The following is a 22,786-nucleotide window of genomic DNA, read 5'->3' on the forward strand; positions in this document are numbered from 1 at the left end:
TTTACGTAAGGGTATATCGATAGCGACGGCGAAATTCAAGGGGGGCGCGGTGGGCATCAGGTTCCTTGCCGTGCGGCATGCCGGGTCGAAGTGTTTTCTCAATAAAGGTTAAGCTTCTTAAGTTTGATTAACATCTTGTTTACCACGTTGGGCGAATTGTGCGCATGTCGGTTCCCCGTGGTTATCCTGTAGCGAAGTTTTCACGGTTCTCGGAGCGTGGGCCTGCCCTTCTGCCGCATGGCAATGGTGCGGCCGCGTTCGCTGCCGACGGAATTTTTGAGAGGAACCTGGCTCGGTGCCAGCCACTCCAGAAACAGGCGTCGCGATGAGCAACAAACGGTCCTATCTCGAAGCACTTAACGCCAGCCGGCAGCGCAAGCCTCATACGACGCTGGAGCAGCTCAACCATTCGCTTGCCGCGCTGGAAGCGCGGCTGGAGCGATCGAGGCATGAAACCGACAGCCGCGAGGCACCTGGCCAGGGCGAGCCGCGCTACGGCAATCCCTCTTCGCGTGGCCCATTCTTTTCGGCAGAGCCTGTCGAGCCCCCGGCGGCTTCGTCCTTCGGGCCGAACTACCAGACGATCGCACGCGACATCGACCGCGTCCGCGGACAGGAAGACAGCCTCACCGCCGTAGGCAAGATCGCGGGGGAACTACGTGGCCTGCGCGAGGAACTGCGCCACCAGATGACGGCCGGGCTGCACCAGGAATTCGAGGCGCTGCGCCGCGACATCGAACTTGCGCGCCAGCCCGACGAGGCCGCCGGGGATAGCGTCCAGCTCAGTCTTGAGCTGGAACGGCTGTCGGGCACCATCCAGGCGCTAGCCGACAAGAGCGATGACAGAAGCATCAGCATGCTGCGGCTCGAACTGGAACAGGTAAAAGCGGCGATCGATACCTTGGCCCGCGACGAGAGCGTACGCGCCGCCGACAATCGCTGGGACGATTTCGATCGCCGTTGGTCAGCTTTTGAAGAGCGTTTCGACGCTGGCCAGCAGGCACCCGACGACAATGCAGGCATTGCCATGTTGAACGAACGGCTCGAGCAGATCAGCCGCGCCGTCGACAACCTCCCCGAATCGTTGTCACTGCGCTCGCTCGAAGAAAAGGTTCGCACACTGGCCGGCGCCCTCGAACATTTTGCCAGCCAACAAAACGGGCCTGCAGGCGACACCGTCAGCCTGATCGACGAGCGGCTCGACGAAATTTCGCGGGCGATCGTCGCTTCAACTGTTACGGCGCAGGCAAATGCATTCGATCCGGCCGCCTTCGAGCGTATCGAGCAGCGCATCGCAGCGCTTGCCGCTCAGATTGAGGAGGTTTCCGAAGAAAGGCCATCAGGCGAAGTCATAGAACGGCTCAACACCCTGTCGCGACGCGTCGATGACCTCGCCGCGCAGAATCGTCTGCCGGAACAAGTGATAGAACGGCTTGCCGCCCAGATCGCAATCATCGCAGACAGAATCGATCACGCGCCGGCCATGCCCGATGCCGACCGTATCGTTCAGGGATTGGAACAACGCTTTGACGTACTGGCGGGCATGCTGGAACGGCGACAGGGCGATGCTATCGAGCAAGGCAACATCCTGTTCCGCGAGTTGGAACGCAGACTTGATGAAGTGGCGGACCGGCTGGGCCACCTCGCACCGCAGCCTGGCATGGACAGCACCGGAGTCATCGAAGCTATCAGCGCGCATTTCAATGTTCTGACCGAGGGGCTTGAAGCACGCGCCAATGATCCGGCCAACCAGAAAGCCATTCGCGGTTTGGAAACCCGGCTTACAGAAATATCGGACCGTCTGGACAGTTCGACCGCCCAGTTCGCCGGGCTCGACCCCGATCTCATCCGTAGCCTCGAAGCACAAGTGGCGGGCCTGTCGGCGCACCTGTCGCAGCCCGGAACCCCACTACCGGATTTCGACGATATCAGCCCGCGGCTTAGCCAGATCGAGCAGTCGATCGCCGGTACGCGGGAATCCATCCTGGACGCAGCCAGAGAGGCGGCCGAAAGCGCGGTCCGCTCGATGAGCGGTTCCAACGCAGAAAATGCCGCGGTGGCCGGTCTGGCACAAGACTTGAAGACGCTTGAAGCGCTGACGCGACGTTCGGACGATCGCAACGCCAAGACATTCGAAGCTATTCACGACACGCTTCTGAAGATCGTCGAGCGCTTGGGCTCGCTGGAAACGCCAAGCATCGAAGAAGATGCGCCAGTCGAGACCACGGCCAAGATCACGGTGCACGAGGCACCTACGCTTGATCTGGACGAACCACTGCCCTTGTCGGAAGCAGCCGGTGAACATGAAGATCTCGTCGCCGCCGTCATGCGCGGCGAAGCGCCTGTTCGCACACCTGCCGAGGCAGCGGCTGAAGCTGCGAGGGCGGCGACGGGCGAGGACACAGCCGTCCAAACCGAGACGGGTCGCAAGAAATCGCTCTTTGGTGGGATCGCCCGGGCATTCAAGGGCCGTAAGGCTCCAGACCTGCCGACTCTCGCCGGATCGGCCCCCGCGGCGGAAGCTCCGGCCGTCGATCCAGACGAACCGCTTGAACCAGCCTTCATCAATCGTCCGCTGGAACCTGGCTCGGGCGCTCCCGACCTCAGCGCGATCATGAAGCGGGTCCGTGACGAGCGCGGTCAACCGGCCAAGCGGAATGAAGCCGACGCCGCCAGGTCCGACTTCATCGCCGCTGCACGCCGAGCGGCGCAGGCGGCCGCGGCGGAAGCGGAGACGCTGAAGCGGCAGTCGAGCATTGGCGGTCCGGTCAAGGCGCTGCGCATAGGCGATTTGCTCAAGGCGCGCCGCAAGCCGATCCTGATGGCGGCCGGCGCCATCATGCTGGCCCTGGCTGGTCTCCAGCTTGGCAAGGCGTTCCTGTCCGATCCGGTGCAGGTAGCGCAAAAGACCACGACCCCGGCTGTCGTGCAAAAGGTTGCACAAACCGCGCCGGCAAAAATCAAGACCACGCCTGTTTCCGCCTCCAGGTCCATCGGCACCACTGCCGATGCTGCCGGGCCGAAGCCAAGCGAACCAGAGGCAAAGGCCATCGTCGTGGCGGCAACCCCCAAGGCGAGCAGCGCCGCCGCCATGCTGGTGCAGCCGCCGGAAAAGGCACCTGTCGCCATGACCGCGCCTCCTATTGCTGCGCCGGTTAAGATAGAGACCTCAGCGCCGGTTGCCCCCCTTGCCGGTAACGAAGAAGGCAAGCCGGCCGTTGCGCCGGAAGCCAGGATGGATATCCCGGACGATATCGGCACACCCGCGATGCGCGCCGCCGCCGCCGGCGGCGATGCCAGGGCGCTGTTCGAGATCGGCTCGCGCTATGCCGAGGCGCGTGGCGTCAAGGAAGATCTGGCGGTTGCGGCCAAATGGTACGAAAAGGCGGCTGAGCAAGGGCTTGCGCCGGCGCAATACCGCATCGGCAATTTCTACGAAAAGGGCATCGGCGTCGCACGGGACATCGACAAGGCCAAGACCTGGTACCAGCTTGCCGCGCAGCAGGGCAATGCCAGCGCCATGCACAATTTGGCGGTGCTTTTGGCCATGGGTGCCGATGGCGTGAACGACAATGACGCGGCGGCGCGCTGGTTTCACGCGGCGGCGGATCTTGGCGTGAAGGACAGCCAGTTCAACCTCGGCATCCTGTCGGCGAAAGGCGTCGGCATGAAGCAGGATCTTGAAGAATCCTACAAATGGTTCGCACTCGTTGCCAAGACTGGTGACAAGGATGCTGCGGCCAAGCGCGACGAGATCGCCAAGACGCTGCGGCCCGAGCAGTTGGAAAAGGCTCGTGCAACGACCGAGCTCTGGGCAGCTAAGCCGCTCGATCCTGCAGCCAATATGGTCGACCTGCCTGAAGGCTGGCAGGATACGCCTACCACCACGGCAAGCATCGACATGAAGAAGGCCGTGCAGAACATCCAGTTGATCCTCAACAAGAACGGCTATCCGGCAGGCACTGCCGACGGAGTCATGGGTGGCAAGACCAAGGACGCCATCATGGCCTTCCAGGCCGACCACGACATGGCCCAGACCGGCCAGGTGGATGAAAAACTGGTGAATGCGCTGCTTGCGCGCAAATAAGTACAGGTGGCGTCGCTTCTGCGACGCCCTCGCCACACATTTGCCTGTAACTGATTGACATGTTTCTTTTTTCAGCATCGCGGCGGATAAATTCCCTGCTGCGGCGGTCGTGCAAGAACAGATTAGCTTTTTGGCGGTATGCTTTTGCCGAGGGGCGACAAGTAATCGAGACGGACGGGTGGGCATCTATCTCCCGATTGCGGAAATTTCCGTCAACGTGTTCGTGCTGCTGGCCATGGGCGCAGTGGTCGGTTTCCTGTCGGGCCTTTTCGGAGTCGGCGGCGGCTTCCTCATTACCCCCCTCCTGATCTTCTACAACATACCACCGGCGATCGCTGTCGCGACCGGCGCCAATCAGGTCATCGCCTCCTCCTTCTCCGGCGCGCTGTCGCACATGAAGCGAGGTACGCTCGATTTCAAGCTGGGGTTTGTGCTTTTGGCCGGTGGCATCGTCGGCTCGACGGCCGGCGTCTATGTGTTTTCCGTGTTGCGCAGCCTTGGCCAGCTCGACCTGTTCATTTCGCTACTCTACGTCGCGCTGCTGGGCAGCGTTGGCGGGCTGATGCTGGTCGAAAGCGTCAACGCGCTACGCGCCACCCGCAGCGGCGCAGCGCCTGCCTTGAAAAAATCGGGCCAGCACAACTGGATCCACCGCCTGCCGCTGAAGGTGCGCTTTCGTACATCCAAGCTGTTCGTCAGTGTCATTCCGGTGGTCGCCCTCGGTGCGGCTATCGGCTTCCTGTCCTCGATCATGGGTGTCGGCGGCGGCTTCATCATGGTGCCGGCATTGATCTACCTGTTACGTGTACCAACCAATGTCGTCGTCGGTACGTCGTTGTTCCAGATCATCTTCACCTCCGGCTATACGACGCTGATCCACGCCTCGACGAACTACACGGTCGACATCATGCTGGCCCTGCTGCTCATGATCGGCGGGGTTGCCGGTGCCCAGTATGGTGCCAAGGCCGGCCAGAAGCTGCGCGGCGAGCAACTGCGTGCGCTGTTGGCGCTGCTGGTGCTGGCGGTCGCCTTGCGCCTCGCGGTCGACCTTTTCATAACGCCGCCCAACCTTTACTCGCTCGCCAGCCCGGGGTTGAGCTGATGGCGCGCATCTGGGTGCTGATTGCTGCTTTCCTGGCTTCATTTCCTGCGTCCGCGCAATCGCCGCACCAGGAAAGCATCCAGATCGGTCTCTCAACCGACAGCGTCGCGATCACCGCAGGTTTCGCCGGCGCCGACCTCACCATTTTCGGCTCGCTAGAGGACGCCGATCCGCAAGTCTCCCGCCAGGGGCGCTACGATGTGATCGTTGTGTTGGAAGGACCCGCGCGTCCAGTGGTTGTACGGCGCAAGGACCGGGTGCTGGGCGTGTGGATGAACCTCGAATCGGAGCAGTTCGAGAACGTGCCCGTTTCCTATTCCCTAGCCACGACCAGGGCATTTCAGGACATCACCGACCCGAACAACTACAAGCAGCTCTCGCTTGGCGCCAACAACATCTACATGCAGCCCGCCGACCGAAGCCAGAACCCCTTCACCCTTGCCGAGTTCACCAAGGCTTTGCGTGAACGCAAAACCGCCATAGGGCTCTACAGCGAAAACGTGGGAGGCGTGCGCTTCCTGTCGCAGAACCTGTTTCGCGCGACCGTGCGGCTTGCCCCTGATGTGCCGGTCGGAACGCACAAGGCCCGCGCCTTCCTCTTCAAGAACGGCATCTTCGTGAAGGAGAGCTCCGCGCAGCTTGAAATCCGCAAGTCGGGCTTCGAGCAGGCCGTATTCCGCCTCGCGCACAATCACGGCTTCGTCTACGGCCTGATGTCGATAGGCCTGGCCATGGTGACGGGCTGGCTGGGGCGAATCATCTTCCGCAAGGACTAGAGCGGTTCCGAGTTCAGCGGAAACGGCGGAACCGCTCTAGTCTTTTGTCTAGGCGCATTTCCGAACGCAAAACCGCTGCACACTTTTGCTGGAATGCTCTAGCCGGGCCTGAGCATCGCGCCCGGAAGGGCGAAAATGCGATCCTTGCCCATCATGTAGGCGATGAGGCTGTCGCGCCGGAACAGGCCAGCATAGGCGCGGTCGAGCACATTGAGCGAGCCCGTATAGGCGCCGAAGGCCGGCATGATCATGCGCAAGCCATCGCCGGCAAAACAGCGGCGGCGCACCGAGCGGCCACGCTGGACGATGCGGGCGCATGGATGAAGATGCCCGGCAACCTCGCCGGCTACTTGCCCCTTCGACGGCTCGTGCCGGAACACCAGCGAGGCGACCGCCAGTTCCATGACCGTCTCGCCGGGCAGGTCGGCCGGCGCGTCCGGATCATGATTGCCGGCGACCCAGAACCAGTCGCGGCCCGCCATCAGCGTTTCCAACCGCTCGCGGAAATCGTCGTGCAGGCGGCTGGCGCCTTCGCCATCGTGAAAACTGTCGCCAAGGCTGATGACGATGCGCGGCGCATAGTCGGCCATGACCAGTTGCAGCTTGCCAAGCGTCGCGGCCGTGTCATAAGGCGGGATCAGCGTGCCGCGCCTCGCCAGCGACGAGCCCTTTTCCAGATGCAGGTCGGAGACGGCGAGCAGGGAAAGCTCGGGAAAATAGAGCACGCCGCGCGGATCGCAGACCGCGTGTTCGCCTGCTATAGCGACGAGATCGGCAGACGCGGCTGCCGTTGTATCAATCGCCAGATTCATCGCAAACCACCCGCCAACCCTGCTCCCATCGCTTCCTCGACGAGATCGGCCGCCTCCATTAGCAGCGTCTCGTTGGCTTCGCCGTTGACCGATTCCTTGCCGATCTCCAGCATGATCGGTACGGCGAGCGGCGAAATCTGTTCAAGGTCCTTATGCACGATTCGTCCCCGGATACGCGAGAGCATGTCGGCAAGCCTGCTGACATCGAGCAGGCCGGCGGCAGCATCCGCCCGCGTCGCTTGCAACAGGATGTGGTCGGGCTCGTGGCTGCGCAGCACATCGTAGATGAGATCGGCTGACACGGTCACCTGCCGCCCGGTTTTCTCCTGGCCCGGAAACCGCTTCTCGATCAGGCCGGCAATGACGGCGCAGGTGCGGAACATGCGCTTCAGCATCCAGCTGTCGTTCAGCCAGGCTTCGAGATCGTCACCCAACATGTCCTCATCGAACAGGCTGTCCAGCGAAGGCCTGCCTGCCGCAAACAGCGCGCCCATGTCGTCCAGACCCCACACCGCCAGCGAATAGTCGGTAGCGACGAAACCGAGCGGGCGCGCATTGGCCCGCTCCAGCCGACGCGTGAGCAACATACCGAGCGTCTGGTGCGCCAACCGGCCTTCGAAGGGATAGGCAACCATGTAGTGGCGGTCGGCACGGGGAAATGTCTCGACAAGCAGGTCGCCGCGCTTCGGCAGAACCGACTTTTCCTTTTGCAGCCGAAGCCAGTCCTCGACCTGTTCGGGAAGCGCGTGCCAGCTTTCGGGATCGGCCAGCATGCCGCGCACCTGATCGGCGAGGTAGGTGGACAGCGGAAACTTGCCGCCGGCGTATGAAGGTACGATGATCTGCGTCTTGCCGCCGCCATTGGAGACGACGCATTCGTTTTCGCGGATGCCTTCGAAGCGCAGCACCTTGCCGGCAAACAGGAAGTTGTCGCCGGGCCTGAGCGTCTCGGCAAAATATTCCTCAACCTTGCCAAGCACGCGCCCGCCATAACCCGCCACCGTGCCCTGCCGCACATAGCGCACGTTCAGTTCGGGCATTTCGACGATGGTGCCGATGTTCAGCCGGTATTGCTGGGCGATGCGCGGATGGGGGACCCGCCACAACCCTTCGTTGGTCCTGCGGATGCGGGCATAGCGCTCGTAGCTTTTCAGGGCGTAGCCGCCGGTGGCAACGAAACCGACCACCCGGTCGAAGGTATGCCGGTCCAACCCGGCATAGGGTGCGGCGCTCGTCACTTCCTCATAAAGCACGTCGGCATCGAAAGGTGCGGCGCAAGCGGTACCGAGGATATGCTGGGCCAGCACGTCGAGCGCGCCGCCGAGCAAGGGCGGCGTGTCCTGCGCGCCGATATAATTGGCATCGAGCGCGGCGCGGCATTCCAGCACCTCGAAGCGGTTGGCCGGAATGAGGATCGCCTTCGAAGGCTCGTCCATGCGGTGATTGGCGCGGCCTATGCGCTGCGCCAGCCGGCTGGCGCCCTTCGGCGCGCCGACGTGGACGACTAGATCGACATCGCCCCAGTCGATGCCGAGGTCGAGCGTTGATGTAGCGACGATGGCTCTCAGCGCATTGTCGGCCATTGCCTTTTCGACGCGCCGGCGCTGGCCGACATCGAGCGAGCCGTGGTGCAGCGCGATCTGCAAGGCGTCCTCGTTTGCTCGCCACAACTCCTGAAACAACATCTCGGCCTGGCTGCGGGTGTTGACGAACAAAAGCGTCATCTTGTGCCTGCGGATCGCCTCATAGATCTCGGGTATGGCATAGCGCGCCGAATGGCCGGCCCAAGGCACGCGCTCCCGCGATTCCAGAATGGAGATTTCCGGCTTGGCGCCGCCAGCAACGGTGATGAGCCCGGCCATTGGCTGGCTGGGTTGGCTTGATGTGAAACCTGCCGGCCCCTCCACTGTGTTCTCGTGGGCCTGGTGAGACGGTTTCTGAGAAACAAGCCAGCGGCGCAATTCGTCGGGTTCGGCCACGGTTGCCGAAAGGCCGATGGCACGAAGATCGGGCACGTAGGTCCGCAGCCGCGCCAGCCCCAACGCCAGAAGGTGGCCGCGCTTGGAGGTGACCAGCGAATGCAGTTCGTCGAAGATGACGTAGCGCAAATCCTCAAAGAAGCGCCGGGCGTCCGTTGCGGCAATCAGCAGTGCCAGTTGCTCGGGCGTGGTGAGCAGGATGTCTGGCGGCGCCAGTTTCTGGCGCTGGCGCTTGTGGGCCGGCGTGTCGCCGGTGCGCGTCTCGATGGTGACCGGCAGGCCGATCTCGGCAACCGGCTTGCCAAGATTGCGCTCGATGTCCACTGCCAGCGCCTTGAGCGGCGAGATGTAGAGCGTGTGGATGCCGCGCCTCGCCTGTCCCGGCTTGCGTTTTGGCCGCTCGGCCAGTTCCGTCAGCGTCGGCAGGAAGCCGGCGAGCGTCTTGCCAGCCCCGGTCGGCGCGATCAGCAGCACCGACTTCCCGGCCTGCGCACGGGCCAGCAACTCCATCTGATGGGCGCGCGGGGTCCAGCCCTTCTCGGCGAACCATCGGACGAACGGCCCGGGCAGGTGGATGGCGGCATTGTCTTCGGAGAGGTGCGGCTCGGCGGTCACCCGCCAGAGGTAGCGCGGCGGCGGACGAAGGCCAAGAGAAAATTGGAACAAAAAGTGATCATGCCTTGTCCTTGCCACGCCCGGCATTTGCCGTCTGGTGATCTTTGCCCCGCTGGTTCCCTGGTTTCGCAATTCCGAACGGAAAACCGGCTTCCACTTTTACTGGAATTGCTCTTAAGCCCGCTCGCTGCGCTCGCCGCTGGCGGGGTACGTCCTGTGCCCTTTCCCTTTGGCGGCAGAAGGGAAGCGCGCGCCTCTCGACTTCGTCATCCTCGGACAAGCCTGAGCGCAGCGAAAGGCGCGACCCGAGGATCCATGCCGTAACGCTTGGGAGTTGTACGGCGGAACAGAACGAGGACCTTGTGCGCAGTATCGCGCTGCCGCTTGGTCACGGCATGGATCCAGGGTCTGCGCGACGGCCTTCGGCCTGCTCCGCCCTAGGATGACGAAGAGATGGTTGCACTTCTTCATTGCCACGCTGCCTTTTCGGCCCTGGGAGTCTTCTGCCCCGCCTTTAAGCTCGCTCGCTACGCTCGCCGCTGGCGGGGACCCCGACGAATGGCCGGACGGCTATCGGAGTTCGTGCTGTATGGTTGCCACGCCCAGCATTTGCCGTCTGGCCATTGTCAAAGAACTGACCTCGATTGAGAGATCGGGAAGACGGGCGGCCGTTCGGACGCTCGTTTAAGTAAGTAATGCGACCTTGCGGCCGCCCGTCCGGTGGCTTCCCTCAACCGGCACACCGGCCATGCGGTTGCCCAGCCGCACACCGTCATGCGACCAATCCGGCACCGACGCTTCCCCTCGATACCCGGTGCGCACCAGGTCTCCCGCAAGGGCGATGGGGGGGATTATGGGTGAGGTTGGAAGGGTGTGGAAAGGAATGTCGGCGGCTTCTGCTCGAAGCGAGCGGGATCAACCAGTTGGCGGAGTGAGGGGGTTGGTTTGATCCACGATCTTTCCTGCGCCGCACGGCTTCACAGCAGCTAAATACCCGTCATGACGCGAGATCATACGCCACGCATCCCGAACGCGAGCCGACCGCAGTGAAGGCGAAGCTGTCCGGGATGATTAAGTTGAGGAGCGAGAGCGGTCAGTGAGGGCGGTGCCCGGCCACCACGATCAGGCCCATCACCGGCTCGCGCCTGTCCTGCCGGATGATTTTTTCCTCCAGTGACAGGACAGCGAGGCCGTTGTCGCCAAGCACCTTGCGCACATAGTCTTGCGCGTGCGCGTAGCGGCGCGACACTTGCAGGGCGAGATCTCCGGGTGTCTCCAGTTTCTCCACGGAGAAGGCGAGCAGGCCGTTTTCGGCCAGCATCCCGGAAACCTTGGCCGTGATGATCTCCAGCCCGCCAAGATAAATGAACACGTCGGCGGCGGTGATCAGGTCGGCCCGGGGGCCGGCATAGGAAAAATCTTGCAGGTCAGCCTTGGCGAGATAGTCATAAAGGTGCTTGGCTTCGGCCTTCTTCAGCATGCTGGCCGAAATGTCGTAGCCTTCCAGCCGCTTGACGAAGGGCCGCAGCATCTCGCCCATCAGCCCGGTGCCGCAGCCGAGGTCGAGCGCGAGGCCGAACATGCGTCCGCCCTGCATCTGGACCGCCTCGGAAAGCAGGGCCGGCACGCGATAGGCAAGTTTTTCCACCAGGGAAGTCTCGAACGTGTCGGCATATTGATCGAACAGCGTCTCGACAAAGGCGCTGGGATGTGCGGCGGGTGGCCGCGCCTTGCCGATGAGCGCCAGACGCAACGTCGCGCCCAGCCGGTCGGCGGGTTCGAGCGCCAGCACCTTGTTCCAGGCCAGCGCCGCCTGGTCGAGGCGGCCAGCGGCCTCCTGCATTTCACCGAGCAGAAGCCAGCCCGCCACCCAACCGGGCGCCAGCACCAGCGCATCCGCCATGAGTTCGGCAGCCGGCGCATGATCGCCAGCGGCATGCAGCATTTCCGCAAAGTCGGCGCGGCGGTCGGCGATGAGATCGCCGGACGAGGCCTGGAGCGGTTTCATTGGTATGGGTTCCGCCGGCAAGAATTGCCGGGAGCGCTGCTATGCTTCAGGATTGGGCGGATTTCAAGATGGTGTCAGCAGGCTGGCGAAGCGGCCTTCCCGCGCGCCGTAAATCGCCTATCTTTCAGCCATGCGCGCCAGCGACCTGCTTCATCCCCGCCCGGAAGGGCTTTATTGCCCGCCCGGCGATTTCTTCATCGACCCGGTGCGGCCGGTCGAGCGCGCCCTGATCACCCACGGCCATTCCGACCATGCGCGTCCCGGCCACCGCTCGGTGCTGGCGACACGCGAAACGCTCGATATCATGGCGCTGCGCTACGGCGAGGACTTTGCCGGGACAACGCAGGCGGCAAGGCTTGGCGAGCGCATGATGCTGAACGGGGTTGCCGTGACCTTCCACGCGGCTGGCCATGTGCTCGGCTCGGCGCAGATCGCCGTCGAGCATCAGGCGATGCGCATCGTCGCTTCAGGCGACTACAAGCGCCAGCCGGACGCCACTTGCGCGCCGTTTATCGTGGTGCCGTGCGATGTCTTCATCACCGAGGCGACATTCGGCCTGCCGGTGTTCCGCCATCCGCCGGACCACCACGAGATCGGCCTGTTGCTGAAATCGGTGGCGCAGTTTCCTGAACGCTCGCATCTGGTCGGGGCCTATGCGCTGGGCAAGGCGCAACGGGTGATGAAGCTGTTGCGGCAGGCAGGCTACGATCGGCCGATCCATATTCACGGCGCGCTGGCCAAGATCAGCGCCTATTATCAGTCGACGGGGATCGACCTTGGCGAGCTTTTGCCGGCCACCGTCGAAAGCGGCGGCAAGGCCGACTTTGCCGGAGCGGTGGTGATCGGCCCGCCGGCCGCCTTTTCCGACCGCTGGGCGCGGCGTTTTCCCGACCCGGTCGCGTGCTTTGCCTCCGGCTGGATGCGCATTCGCCAGCGCGCCAGGCAGCGCGGCGTGGAACTGCCTCTGATCATTTCCGACCACTGCGACTGGGACGAACTGACGGCGACCATCCGCGAGACGGGTGCATCACAAGTGTGGGTCACGCATGGCCGCGAGGAGGCGCTGGTGCGCTGGTGCGAACTGCAAGGCATCGCGGCGCGCCCGCTGCATCTCGTCGGCTACGAAGACGAAGGGGACTGAGGGCTATGGCTTTCGGTTCACCCCCCTCTGTCCTGCCGGACATCTCCCCCTCACGGGGGGAGATCGGCGGCTTCAGCAGTCGAGATCACTTGGAAATATCGCACATTTGCGAACGCGGCGGTGGCGGGCGATCGCCATGAACCGCTTCGCCGAACTGCTCGACCGGCTGGTGCTGACGCCGTCGCGCAACGGCAAGCTGACCCTGCTGACCAGCTATTTCCGCACCGTGGAAGACCCGAACCGCGGTCTGGCGCTGGCGGCGATCACCGGCAATCTCGACATCGCCGCGGTCAAGCCGGCGATGTTGCGCACGCTGGTCGGCGAGCGCATGGACCCGGTGCTGTTCGGCTATTCCTATGACTATGTCGGCGATCTTGCCGAAACGGTCTCGCTGGTGTGGCCGGTGCAAGGTTCGGAAACCGGCGACCACAAACTTACCCTTGCCGAGGTGGTGCGGCAGTTGCAGGCTGCCAGCCGTTCCGACGGGCCCAAAGTGCTGGCGAGGCTGCTCGACGAGGCGGAAGTCTCCGCCCGCTTCGCCATCATCAAGCTGGTGACCGGCGGCTTGCGCATCGGTGTTTCGGCCAGGCTGGCGAAGCAGGCGCTGGCCGATCTCGGCCAAGTCGATGTCGCCGAGATCGAGGAACTGTGGCACGGGCTCGCCCCGCCCTACGAGGCGCTGTTTGCCTGGCTGGAAGGACGTGCGCCGAAGCCCGAGACGGCGGCGCGGGCGCTGTTTCGGCCAGTGATGCTGGCCAATGCCGTCGGCGGCGACCTCGAAAAGCTCGATCCGGCCGACTATGCGGCCGAGTGGAAATGGGACGGCATCCGCGTGCAGGCGGTGCGCGAGGGCGGCGTGCAGCGGCTCTATTCGCGCACCGGCGACGACGTGTCGGGGGCATTTCCCGATCTGGCCGAGGCGATGGATTTTGTCGGCGCGCTCGACGGCGAACTGCTGGTCGGCACGCCATCCGCCACCGGCACCTTTTCCGTTTTGCAGCAGCGGCTGAACCGCAAGACGGTGTCGACGAAGATGCTCAGGGACTATCCTGCCTTCATGCGCTGCTACGACCTTTTGCAGGTCGAGGGCGAAGATCTGCGCGGCCTGCCGTTTCGCGAGCGCCGCGTCCGGCTGGAAGATTTCGCGGCGCGGCTCGACCCGGCGCGCTTCGACCTGTCGCCGCTGGTCGGGTTCGCGAATTGGCGCGAGCTTGAGGCAGCGCGCGCCGCACCGCCGCACCCGATCATCGAAGGGGTAATGCTGAAGCGCTGGGATTCGCCCTATCTGGCGGGGCGGCCGAAGGGGCCGTGGTTCAAGTGGAAGCGCGATCCGCACACCGTCGATGCCGTCTTGATGTATGCCCAGCGCGGCCACGGCAAGCGTTCCTCCTTCTATTCGGACTATACGTTCGGCGTCTGGTCCGGCCCGGAAGGCGGGGAGGAACTGGTGCCTGTCGGCAAGGCCTATTTCGGCTTCACCGACGAGGAACTGCGCCAAATCGACAAATATGTGCGCGACAACACCATCGAGCGCTTCGGCCCGGTGCGTTCGGTCAGGGCCGACCGCAACAACGGCCTGGTGCTGGAGGTCGCCTTCGAAGGGCTCAACCGCTCCAGCCGGCACAAATCGGGCGTCGCCATGCGCTTTCCGCGCATCTCGCGGCTGCGCTGGGACAAGCCTGCCGGCGAAGCCGACCGCATCGAAACCTTGAAGGCGCTGCTCGACGGGTAAGGTTCGAGGATGGCCGTGCCGGAAAACCGCTACACACTTTTCGGCATCATGACATTTGGACCGGGCATGATGGCACCCGAAAACCGCTACACACTTTTCGGCATCATGACATTTGGACGAGGCATGATGGCACCCGAAAACCGCTACACACTTTTCGGCATCATGCCCTATTGTTCCGCCGAAACGCGGATCTCGTAGATGTCGACCGACTTGCCCTGCTTGTCGAAATCCGAGTTGATGGCGATGGTGCCGGCGGCGCCCGGCCGCTTGTCGGGCAGTTGCACGTCGAACAGATATTCGTTGCGCTCATGGCCGACGGCGTAGCGCTTGCGGCCGCAATCGCCGAGTTCGCCGAAATTGCAATCGACCGAGACCTGCGTTTCCTGGCCTTCCTCGGCGCGCGCGCTGATGACGAACACCGCATGCTTGCCGGCCATCTGTTCGAGGATGCCCTGGCCGACGTCGAAACTGACGGCGGAACCGGAGGCACCGGAACGCAAGCGCAGGAACGAGCCGGTGTCATCCTCCATCACCTCGGCCTTGGCGTCGGAAGGGGCACTGACCAGCGTCGGGTCCTTCGGCGTGAACACCGTGATCCAATCGCCGGAAATTTCGGCCTGTCCCGGCTTCTGCGGCGCGGTCGCCTCGCCTGCCGGCGTGAAATCCTCGTCCTCGACGGTCGCAGGCGGCACCGGCAGTTCGCCGCGTTCTTCCGGAGTCTTGAAAACGTCGGCCTGGAAAAGCCACCAGGCGCCGATGGCGATCAGGACAAGCAGCGTCAGCCCAAGGAACAGTGCGGGCACGCCGCGCCGCCTGCCTCGCGCCCGGCGCTCGTCACGGTCAGGCGCGACCTCGGCCGACGAACCCGTCGACGGCGCCGAACCCGGCAAGGGCCGCTCGGGCATGATGTCGGGCACCACCGGCAGAACGCGCCCGCGCGGGGCATCGGCTGCGGCTGTCAGCGGCGGGTCGACGGTTTCATTGGCGGAGCCGGGTGCGGCTTCCCTCACCGCAGGGCCGACGGCCGGACCGTCGAAGGACGGCGCGCCGCCGGTCGCGCTTTCCCTGTCCGGCATGTCTATCGTCGGGACGGATGTTACGACCGGCTGGGCAGGGGCGGCTTCGGCCGCCGGCGGCAGCCTATCGCCCGGAGCGGGCTCACCGTCCACGGTGGCTTGCGGCGTGGCCTGCGGTGCAGTCTCCACTGCGGGCAGAAACTCCGACTCGATCTCGGCGATCTTGGCCTGCATGGCCTTGCGGCGGTTGATGGCCGTTTCGACTGTGACGCCGGGATTGGCCTGCAAGGCGCGATCCAGAGCCGCGAAGGCCGAGCGATACACCTTTTCGCGGAATGACCTGTCCTCGGCGTTGCCTTTCTCGAAGGCGTTGCGAATCGCTTTTTCGATCGCGTCCAAGCAGATGTCCTTTGCGAGCCGCCGTGTTTTCATGATCGTTAAACGTTGAAAGACGATCAATCAACGGGCCTCGGCAAAGCATTCACCGCCGGCAAAGGCGCATGCCGGCCATTTTGCATGGTATCTGCCGCATTCCGCCTCGTCGAATTGGCGACAACGCATCTTGAATTTGTGCGGGCTTACGGTTATCAACCCGCCATTCTGGAGGCTTCGTCTCCCGTGCCGCTTTAGCTCAGTTGGTAGAGCACATCATTCGTAATGATGGGGTCAGGTGTTCGAGTCACCTAAGCGGCACCAATGATTTCAATCACTTACCGGCGAACTTCCCAACAGTCCGTTTCACCTACTCACCAAATACTCACAGGTGAGGTGGTGAGTTCTACACCCCGCGCGCATGTCACAGAAGCGCCGCCAACACATATTCTCCGAGCATTGCACCGGCCAACACTATTGCGCCGTGCTGCCTGTGCGGGCAGCCGATTCACCAGCGCAACGGCGAATGGACGACAACATCCTACCCCAGCAAAAGCACCCGAAGCTGATCGTTGTCATCGCCTTCTACCGTGGCGAGGTGCCGCAAGGAACCACGATCTCTCACCATTTCACACTGAGGCCGATATTGGCGCCGAAGGCGTTGCTGTCACCGAAATCTCTGAGACTGGCGTTCGCGAACACTTCGCCATTGATGGCATAACGGCCGTCAGCCCAACTCAGCGATCCGCCTACACCCAGCCCGCCCCATAGAGCCTGATTCTCACTGATCAGGCGAACACCAGAAACGTCGGTTTTCGACCCATCCAGGAAATCGTAATAGAGATTTGCGATGCCATAGATGTGGGTGCGGCTGACCTGTCCAGCCTTGTCCGCCCACTGATTTTCGTAGTCGGTGGAAATACCGAACCGGCCAACGAGACGATCAGCGTCAGCAAGTGACACGGATGCGCCATATGGATCGGTGAAAGTGTCGAAGCTGATTGAGGAATAGGCAAGCTGCACTTGTGGCGTCAGCGACCATTGGCCGGTCAGCGGAACCCTCTGCCCGCTCTCCAAACTCAACGCGTAGCCAAAGCCCTTGTTGCCATCGACAAGCTTGTTGGCCAACGTCCAGGACGTCAGATCGCTCCTGTACCAGGTCGCCTGTGCCTGTGCATCAACATAGAAGCCTCTGTTGCCGTACCAGGTAAGTGCGCCGCTTAACCCGTAGCCGGCGGCGTCGATCGCACCGTCGCCGAAGTGCGAAGACACGCGTGAGGAGACAGTTCCATAGTGAAACGCGCCCCCGCCGGTCAGAACGCCCGTCTCATTCTCATGAAGCAGGGCGTCGACACCGGCCTGCAATCTCCAAGTAGCCGCGTCGTAGTTGGTGCTGGAGGTTGATGCTTGAGGCTTGAATTCCGCATGGGCAGCTTCGATACGTGCCCAGATGCCGCTTCCGTCGACCGGGCCCTGACCGGCAACATCTGAACCCTGCGGCGTGGCACCGGCCCCCACGACCGGTTGCCGACACGCTGTTGGAGGGTGCCTAGTTCGTTGAAACGCTGCAGTACTCCCGCATATGCTTCGTAAAGCGGTACGCCCGGTGCATAAAGCGGCTGGGGATCCGGAACGTCGGGATTGATATAGGATGAGCGCAGATACCAATCACCATCGGCCGGCGCCCCAAGCTCACCCTGATAGAGGCGGTAGGCATATGCGCCGCCCACCACTGCCTGATCGCCCTCGAATAGGTAGTCGCCGTTCAGAGAGAAAATGCCATTCGACGCCCCTGCAACACTCACCACCTTGATGCCGTCATTTGTCTGGGCGCCAGCGCCACCAACATTCGCAATCGAAAGTGTGCTGTTTCCGAAGGTATCTCCGTCCACCACCAGCAGATCGGTGGTCGAGCCATCACCGCCCAACGCAGTGTTCAGGTGGACGGTGCCGCCGCTGCCGACGTAGTTCCCTGTGACGGTCAGCGCCGTGCCAGGCACGCTGCCGCCCAAGCGGACGACCCCGGCATTGTCGAGTGCACCAATCGTTTGGTCGAGGCCACCCAGATCGAGCGTGCCGCCGACAAGCACGTTATGCGCCGATGCAGCGCTGAACGTATTCGCGGCTCCAGCCCGCAGGGTCCCACCCTCCACGGACGTTGTGCCGCTGTAGTTATTGGCGCCTGATAATGTCTCGGTACCGCCAAGGACCGTTAATCCGCCCGTGCCGGAGATGATGCCGGAGAACAAATCATTAGCGTTGGTCAGTGTCAGCGTCTTGTCACCGAGATTGACTGCGCCACTGCCAGCGAGCCGCTGAACGTCCGCACCTGCTGCGGTTACCGCCGAGATGTCGAATGTGCCATTCGCCACCACGCGGCTGGAATTGCTCAGCGAACCAGTGCCGGCAAGCGCCAGCGCGCCAGCCTGGATCAGCGTCTCGCCATTGTAGGAGTTTGTGCCGGACAGCGTCAGCGTGGACGCACCCGTCTTTGTCAAGGTGCCCGGGCCCGAGATCACACCCGTCAGCGTCAGCTCGGCGAGCGTCTCGATCATGCCGCCCGGGGCACCCAGCGTAATGTCGCGCACCGAACTGAACGCCGCCGTATTCCGCAAGGCACCGCCGTTGAACGTCAGCGAACCGGCCGCTGCGCCGAGATTATCGTCACTCGAAACCGACAGGGTGCCATCGAACAATGTCCATGGCGTGATCTCTGATGTTGCTCCGAGCAACGTCCAGGTGCTCGAACCGGTCTTCTCGTAAATGCCGAAGTTGCGATACTGCGCCGCAGTGCCGATCTTCGAGACGTCGAAATCCTCATCCAAATCGCCGCCCAGCCTCAGCGTGTCGGCCGCACTGAAGGCAACGACATTGCCGGTGATCACCGAGCCCGCTTGAAGTTCCAGCGTATTGACGCCGCCCAGGAAGGTGACGGCATTGGCCGACACCGCTGCCGGTGCGCCCACGCCTTGACTGGCCCCGCCCATCGCGCCCGAAATGCTGCCCGCATTGATCAAGGTGATGTCGCTTCCCTTGACACCTTCACCGCCCAGTCCGCCGCGGCTGCCGGTCACACTACTATATCGTCCCGCGCCACCTATGCCGCCGGTGATCGATCCACCCACCCCATTCACCACGGTGCCGCCACCGGTCACCCACACACCCGCCCCGCCATCACCGCCGCCGCCGAAAACAAGCACTCCGCCGCCTTTGCTGCCGCTCCCGCCTGTGATCTTTCCATTGTTGACTAGGCCACCGCCCGCCGCCAACACCATGCCCATGCCGCCGCCGCCACCGGCCTGCGTTGCGTTGTTGGCGCCACTCGTACCGCCGGTGATCTGGCCGCCGGCAGCCACCGCGACCAAAGCCGTCGAGAACACGCCCGCGCCGCTGCCGCCGGCGGCAACGCCTGAAGCCCCGGCTCCGCCACGGACACTGCCGGTCGACGTGATAGTGAGATCGACACTGGTACTGACGCCTACCCCGCCGCCGCCGCCGCCGCCGGCAGTGTTATTGACGCCAGTCACCTGCCCTGCGCCACCGGCCCCGCCGACGATGGCGGTGCTGATATCAGTCGCTGTCGTGACCACCAGCCCGGCCGCGCCCGTGGTTCCTGCCTGGCCCCGCGCTGGATGGGGGGTCACATTGCCCGCCCCCCGTGCGCCGCCGGGCGCGCCATTGCCGGTGGTGAGATCGACCGCGCCGCCTCCGCCAATGCCCCCGTCACTGGAGACGAGACTATCGCCGCCATCCTTGCCTGTCGCCTCGGCAAGATTGCCGTCAACGCCAGCCTGCCCGTTTGGCGCGCCAGTGGCTCCTCCAATGCCGCCATCGGCCCATGCCGGAGCCCCGCTCAGGGCAAGCGCCCCGGCCAAGGCGACAATGGAAGCGCCATTCCGCCATACGTGCTTTTTTGTGGTCTGCACCGCAAACGAGCCGCCGAGATCGATCGCCGAACGCGCGCAAAATTGATGCTGGACTACAGGCATGGATGCCCCCTCTAAAGCGGAAGCGGCCAACCCCCGACGATGTTTTCTAACATCTACGATGGCTGAAATATACTTCGGGGAAAAGATAAGTACAAAACAAATATAATAAGCAGCTGGCCGGCGGCTTTGACTGACGTACTTTCATCCTTCGTACGGCGACGTTGGTGGATTATGCGCCAGTACTGCCTCTGCCCTCTTCTCCGGGAGCCGGTAGGCACTGGTTGGTGGAAATTACTCCCAGCATTCGGTCCCGCTGGAGAGCCGTCGCCAACCTCATGTCGGACGAGGCTGACCCGGCGGATCGGCACTTCAAAGCTTCTCTACTTCGCCCATTCTATCTTCCTGATCGAAGGCAAGCGGGCTCTGGTCAGCGGCTATTTCGAGGTGTGGGCAGAACGGGTCGGTGCATCCCGCCGCCTACTCGGCCTTCGAGACGACCGGCAGGGCGCGTAGCTTCGGCTTGACCAACATGGTGCCGAAGATTGCCGCATAGCCGAGGAACGCTGCCGCCCACAACCCTGCCGACATATCGATGAGCACGGTCATATCCGGCATGAAAGCCGCTGCAATGCGAACCAATGCGGCAAACGCGACAAGCGCATAGATAGCGCAGTTGCCGTTGCTGGCGCGCAGTTCCCGCCCGGTATGTCCAAGCGTTGCGCGGGTCATCACGGCTAGTGTCATGGAGCCGACTGCACCGACGCCGAAGGCGTGCAACCCGGCAGCGGGAAGGAATGCGTCGGGCAAGAGCGCTTGAAGCCCAGCAAGCAGGAAGCCCGCCGGTATGAACAGATAGGCCACATGCAGCACCACGACGAGCGGATCGCGCAAGGTGCGCTCACCCGCCCAGCGGGAAAGCCGCAAAAGATTGAGGCCCGCCGCTGCGATCATGACCCAGCCAGTGGCCGGTAGTTCGGGCGCAAAGGTCCACGCCGCCAGCGCCAGCGCCGAGACGATGATGATTGCCGCATCCAGCCGGTTGAAGGGCACCGGCAAACGCCCCGGATTTTCGCGCACCAGCCAGTTGCGGGTGAAACTGGGGATGATGCGGCCACCTATGATGGTGATGAGCATGATGGCGGCACCGATGCCCAGCCGGCGCGACACATCGGAAATGCCCTGGAAATGGGCCTCCAGATGGAACGCCGCATTGGCGAGGAAAAGCACGCTGACAGGCACAACGACCTTGAGGTTGCGCCAATTGCGCCCGGCGACGATCTCGATTGCCGCTGCCAGGGCAACCGCAAGCAGGAAGGCGCAATCGATGACCGCCGCGCCCATCCATCCGATTTGCGCCGAGAAGGCGACGGCCACCCGGCCTGCAAACCAGAGCACGACAAGCCCCAGAAGCGGCAGGCCCTGCACCGGCAGGCGTCCCGTCCAGTTTGGAATGGCCGTCAACAGGAATCCGGTGACGATGGCGGCAAGATAGCCGAACAGCATCTCGTGGATGTGCCAATCGACGGGAGCGAACACACTGGCAGTTTCGACGGTCCCGTGGAACAGCGGCAACCAGAAGATGATCGAGGCGCCGGCATGGAGGGCTCCAAGCAGGAAGAACGGGCGGAACCCGTAGGAAAGGACCGCCGGGTAGTTGCCGGGCCTGGTGCGAGGAATTGCCATGTCGATCATTTCATTTGCACGGCAAGGCAAGTCCCCCCGGATCTTGCCTTGCCGGCGGAGCTGCCACAAAACCGGCGTACGATCCGGGGCGCTCCATTACATTCCTGGAATGCGCGATCTGCCGATCGCGTGCCGGTTGTATCACCGGCCAGCGGTTCAGTTGGCCGGCACTTCAGCCAAGAGGGCTTCGAACACCTTCTTGGCCTTGCCCATCTGCTTGACCGTCTTGGCCGCATCGAGATTGACCGGCTTGCCGACGACAACGAGGGCAACCATGCCCATGCCGTAGTGCGGCGTGCACTTGACGCCGTACACGCCTTCCTTATCCAGAGTGACCGTGATCTGCTCGTTCATCTTGCCCTTGAACGGCTCGGCGCCGTCGGGGATCATTCCCTTGATGCTTTCGGCATCATGACCCTTGTCGGTCGGCACGAAAGTAATCGTATCGCCGGGCTGCGCCTGAATAAAATCGGGCTGGAAAACCATGGCACCCTTGTCGCCCTTGTTGAGCATCTGGACCTGATGGTCCGCAGCCTGGGCAGCGCCTGCCATCATCAGGGCGGCGATTGCAACCGCCATTGCGATCTTGTTTCTCATGATCTTGCCTTTCATTTTGTGCGACGTTGAAATGGTGTCTAAGCCGCAGCAGAGTGATAAACGTTGCTGCAACGCAAACAAAGCCGGGATCATCCGAAAAGATGGTACCGGTCGAGCCTTGCGGGCAAAGCAACCGTTTTGAACACCGTGGGACACGTGCACGCCCCGTCGACCGCAAAACAGGAAAGAGCGACTTGAGCCGCCTCGACCGAACATTGATAGCCGACCTGGCACCCTTTCAGGGTATGCATGCTGCCGACCTCGACACCATGCTCGGACAGGCCAGATCCATGCGGATCGTCAAGGAAACCGCCATCTTCGAGCAGGAAGGCGAAGCGCATTCCTTTTTCCTTCTGCTCGACGGGCATGTCCGGGTGGTAAAGACCACACCGGACGGCCAGCAGGTCATCGTGCGCTATATCAGCCCCGGCGAACTTCTGGGCATAGCACGCGCGCTCGGCCGCACGACCTATCCGGCAAGCGCCATCGCCGCGGTGGATTGCGTGGCGCTGGCATGGCCAAGCCGGTTGTGGTCGGAATTCGCCGCCGCCTTTCCAAGCTTCGGCGCCAACACCTACAAGGCCGTCGGCGCGCGACTGCAGGATGCGCATGCGCGCGTGATCGAGATGTCGACGGAACAAGTGGACCGGCGCGTTGCTCATGCACTGCTGAAATTGATCCAGCAGACCGGCAGGAAGACCGAGGATGGGCTGCTGATCGATTTCCCACTCTCGCGCCAGGATATCGCCGACATGACTGGAACAACCTTACATACGGTGAGCCGCCTGATGACGGTGTGGGAAGAAAGGGGCCTGGTGAAAAGCGGCAGGCAGAAGGTGACGGTCGTGCAGCCACACAAGCTGCTTCTGCTGGCCGAAGGGCACGTCGACAAGTAAGCAGCCGGGCGGCGGCCTCACATGAGGTCGACCAGATTCGT

Annotated in this window: 14 protein-coding genes, 1 tRNA gene and 1 pseudogene; 8 read left to right on the plus strand and 8 right to left on the minus strand. The window is 63.0% G+C overall.

Features of this window, described 5'->3' with window-relative positions:
• Window positions 1–325: 325 nt before the first annotated feature.
• From ASD64_RS14565 to ASD64_RS14575, 3 genes are all read left to right on the plus strand, one after another.
• Complete coding sequence (locus ASD64_RS14565; RefSeq protein WP_056106234.1) at window positions 326–4,087, plus strand: peptidoglycan-binding protein; 3,762 nt, start codon at window positions 326–328, stop codon at window positions 4,085–4,087.
• Window positions 4,088–4,265: 178 nt separating this feature from the next.
• Window positions 4,266–5,189: a sulfite exporter TauE/SafE family protein gene (locus tag ASD64_RS14570; protein WP_056106236.1), complete on the plus strand. Its 924-nt coding sequence runs from the start codon at window positions 4,266–4,268 to the stop codon at window positions 5,187–5,189.
• The gene (locus ASD64_RS14575) at window positions 5,189–5,965 is read left to right on the plus strand and encodes a TIGR02186 family protein (protein ID WP_056106239.1); all 777 of its coding nucleotides are present in this window, start codon (window positions 5,189–5,191) and stop codon (window positions 5,963–5,965) included. The genes ASD64_RS14570 and ASD64_RS14575 overlap by 1 nt, the downstream gene beginning before the upstream one ends.
• A 98-nt stretch (window positions 5,966–6,063) precedes the next feature.
• Here ASD64_RS14575 and pdeM read toward each other — a convergent pair whose 3' ends face one another.
• The 3 genes from pdeM to ASD64_RS14590 form a co-directional block, all read right to left on the minus strand.
• On the minus strand, window positions 6,064–6,777 hold the full coding sequence (gene pdeM / locus ASD64_RS14580) for a ligase-associated DNA damage response endonuclease PdeM (RefSeq protein ID WP_056106243.1): 714 nt from the start codon (window positions 6,775–6,777) through the stop codon (window positions 6,064–6,066).
• Window positions 6,774–9,371, minus strand: coding sequence for a ligase-associated DNA damage response DEXH box helicase (locus ASD64_RS14585; protein ID WP_056106601.1), 2,598 nt, complete (start codon window positions 9,369–9,371; stop codon window positions 6,774–6,776). Before ASD64_RS14585 ends, pdeM begins: the two co-directional genes overlap by 4 nt.
• A 1,093-nt stretch (window positions 9,372–10,464) precedes the next feature.
• On the minus strand, window positions 10,465–11,379 hold the full coding sequence (locus tag ASD64_RS14590) for a class I SAM-dependent DNA methyltransferase (protein ID WP_056106246.1): 915 nt from the start codon (window positions 11,377–11,379) through the stop codon (window positions 10,465–10,467).
• A 130-nt stretch (window positions 11,380–11,509) separates the two neighbouring features.
• Between ASD64_RS14590 and ASD64_RS14595 the strand changes: the two genes are divergently transcribed.
• The 3 genes from ASD64_RS14595 (at window position 11,510) to ASD64_RS14605 (ending at window position 14,450) form a co-directional block, all read left to right on the plus strand.
• Window positions 11,510–12,520: a ligase-associated DNA damage response exonuclease gene (locus ASD64_RS14595; RefSeq protein ID WP_056106249.1), complete on the plus strand. Its 1,011-nt coding sequence runs from the start codon at window positions 11,510–11,512 to the stop codon at window positions 12,518–12,520.
• Window positions 12,521–12,656: 136 nt separating this feature from the next.
• On the plus strand, window positions 12,657–14,252 hold the full coding sequence (locus tag ASD64_RS14600) for a cisplatin damage response ATP-dependent DNA ligase (protein ID WP_056106252.1): 1,596 nt from the start codon (window positions 12,657–12,659) through the stop codon (window positions 14,250–14,252).
• A gap of 9 nt (window positions 14,253–14,261) precedes the next feature.
• Window positions 14,262–14,450: a hypothetical protein gene (locus ASD64_RS14605; RefSeq protein WP_056106255.1), complete on the plus strand. Its 189-nt coding sequence runs from the start codon at window positions 14,262–14,264 to the stop codon at window positions 14,448–14,450.
• On the opposite strand, the gene ASD64_RS14610 is transcribed toward ASD64_RS14605, so the two are convergent.
• Window positions 14,420–15,667, minus strand: coding sequence for a hypothetical protein (locus ASD64_RS14610; protein WP_056106603.1), 1,248 nt, complete (start codon window positions 15,665–15,667; stop codon window positions 14,420–14,422). The genes ASD64_RS14605 and ASD64_RS14610 overlap by 31 nt on opposite strands.
• Before the next feature lie 221 nt (window positions 15,668–15,888).
• Between ASD64_RS14610 and ASD64_RS14615 the strand changes: the two genes are divergently transcribed.
• Window positions 15,889–15,964 (plus strand) — tRNA-Thr (locus ASD64_RS14615).
• A gap of 297 nt (window positions 15,965–16,261) precedes the next feature.
• Here the strand turns inward: ASD64_RS14615 and ASD64_RS21845 are convergent.
• From ASD64_RS21845 to ASD64_RS14630, 4 genes and pseudogenes are all read right to left on the minus strand, one after another.
• On the minus strand, window positions 16,262–17,158 hold the full coding sequence (locus ASD64_RS21845; RefSeq protein WP_162249080.1) for an autotransporter outer membrane beta-barrel domain-containing protein: 897 nt from the start codon (window positions 17,156–17,158) through the stop codon (window positions 16,262–16,264).
• 47 nt (window positions 17,159–17,205) lie between these two features.
• Window positions 17,206–19,629, minus strand: a pseudogene (locus tag ASD64_RS21920) (autotransporter outer membrane beta-barrel domain-containing protein); the annotation flags it as partial.
• Window positions 19,630–20,046: 417 nt separating this feature from the next.
• The gene (locus ASD64_RS14625) at window positions 20,047–21,252 is read right to left on the minus strand and encodes an NnrS family protein (protein WP_056106605.1); all 1,206 of its coding nucleotides are present in this window, start codon (window positions 21,250–21,252) and stop codon (window positions 20,047–20,049) included.
• A gap of 156 nt (window positions 21,253–21,408) precedes the next feature.
• Window positions 21,409–21,849: a pseudoazurin gene (locus ASD64_RS14630; protein WP_056106607.1), complete on the minus strand. Its 441-nt coding sequence runs from the start codon at window positions 21,847–21,849 to the stop codon at window positions 21,409–21,411.
• Window positions 21,850–22,043: 194 nt separating this feature from the next.
• On the opposite strand from ASD64_RS14630, the gene ASD64_RS14635 reads away from it, so the two are divergent.
• On the plus strand, window positions 22,044–22,745 hold the full coding sequence (locus ASD64_RS14635) for a Crp/Fnr family transcriptional regulator (RefSeq protein WP_056106609.1): 702 nt from the start codon (window positions 22,044–22,046) through the stop codon (window positions 22,743–22,745).
• The last annotated feature ends 41 nt before the right edge of the window (window positions 22,746–22,786 follow it).

It is taken from the genome of Mesorhizobium sp. Root157 (assembly GCF_001427385.1).
GTDB lineage: Bacteria > Pseudomonadota > Alphaproteobacteria > Rhizobiales > Rhizobiaceae > Mesorhizobium.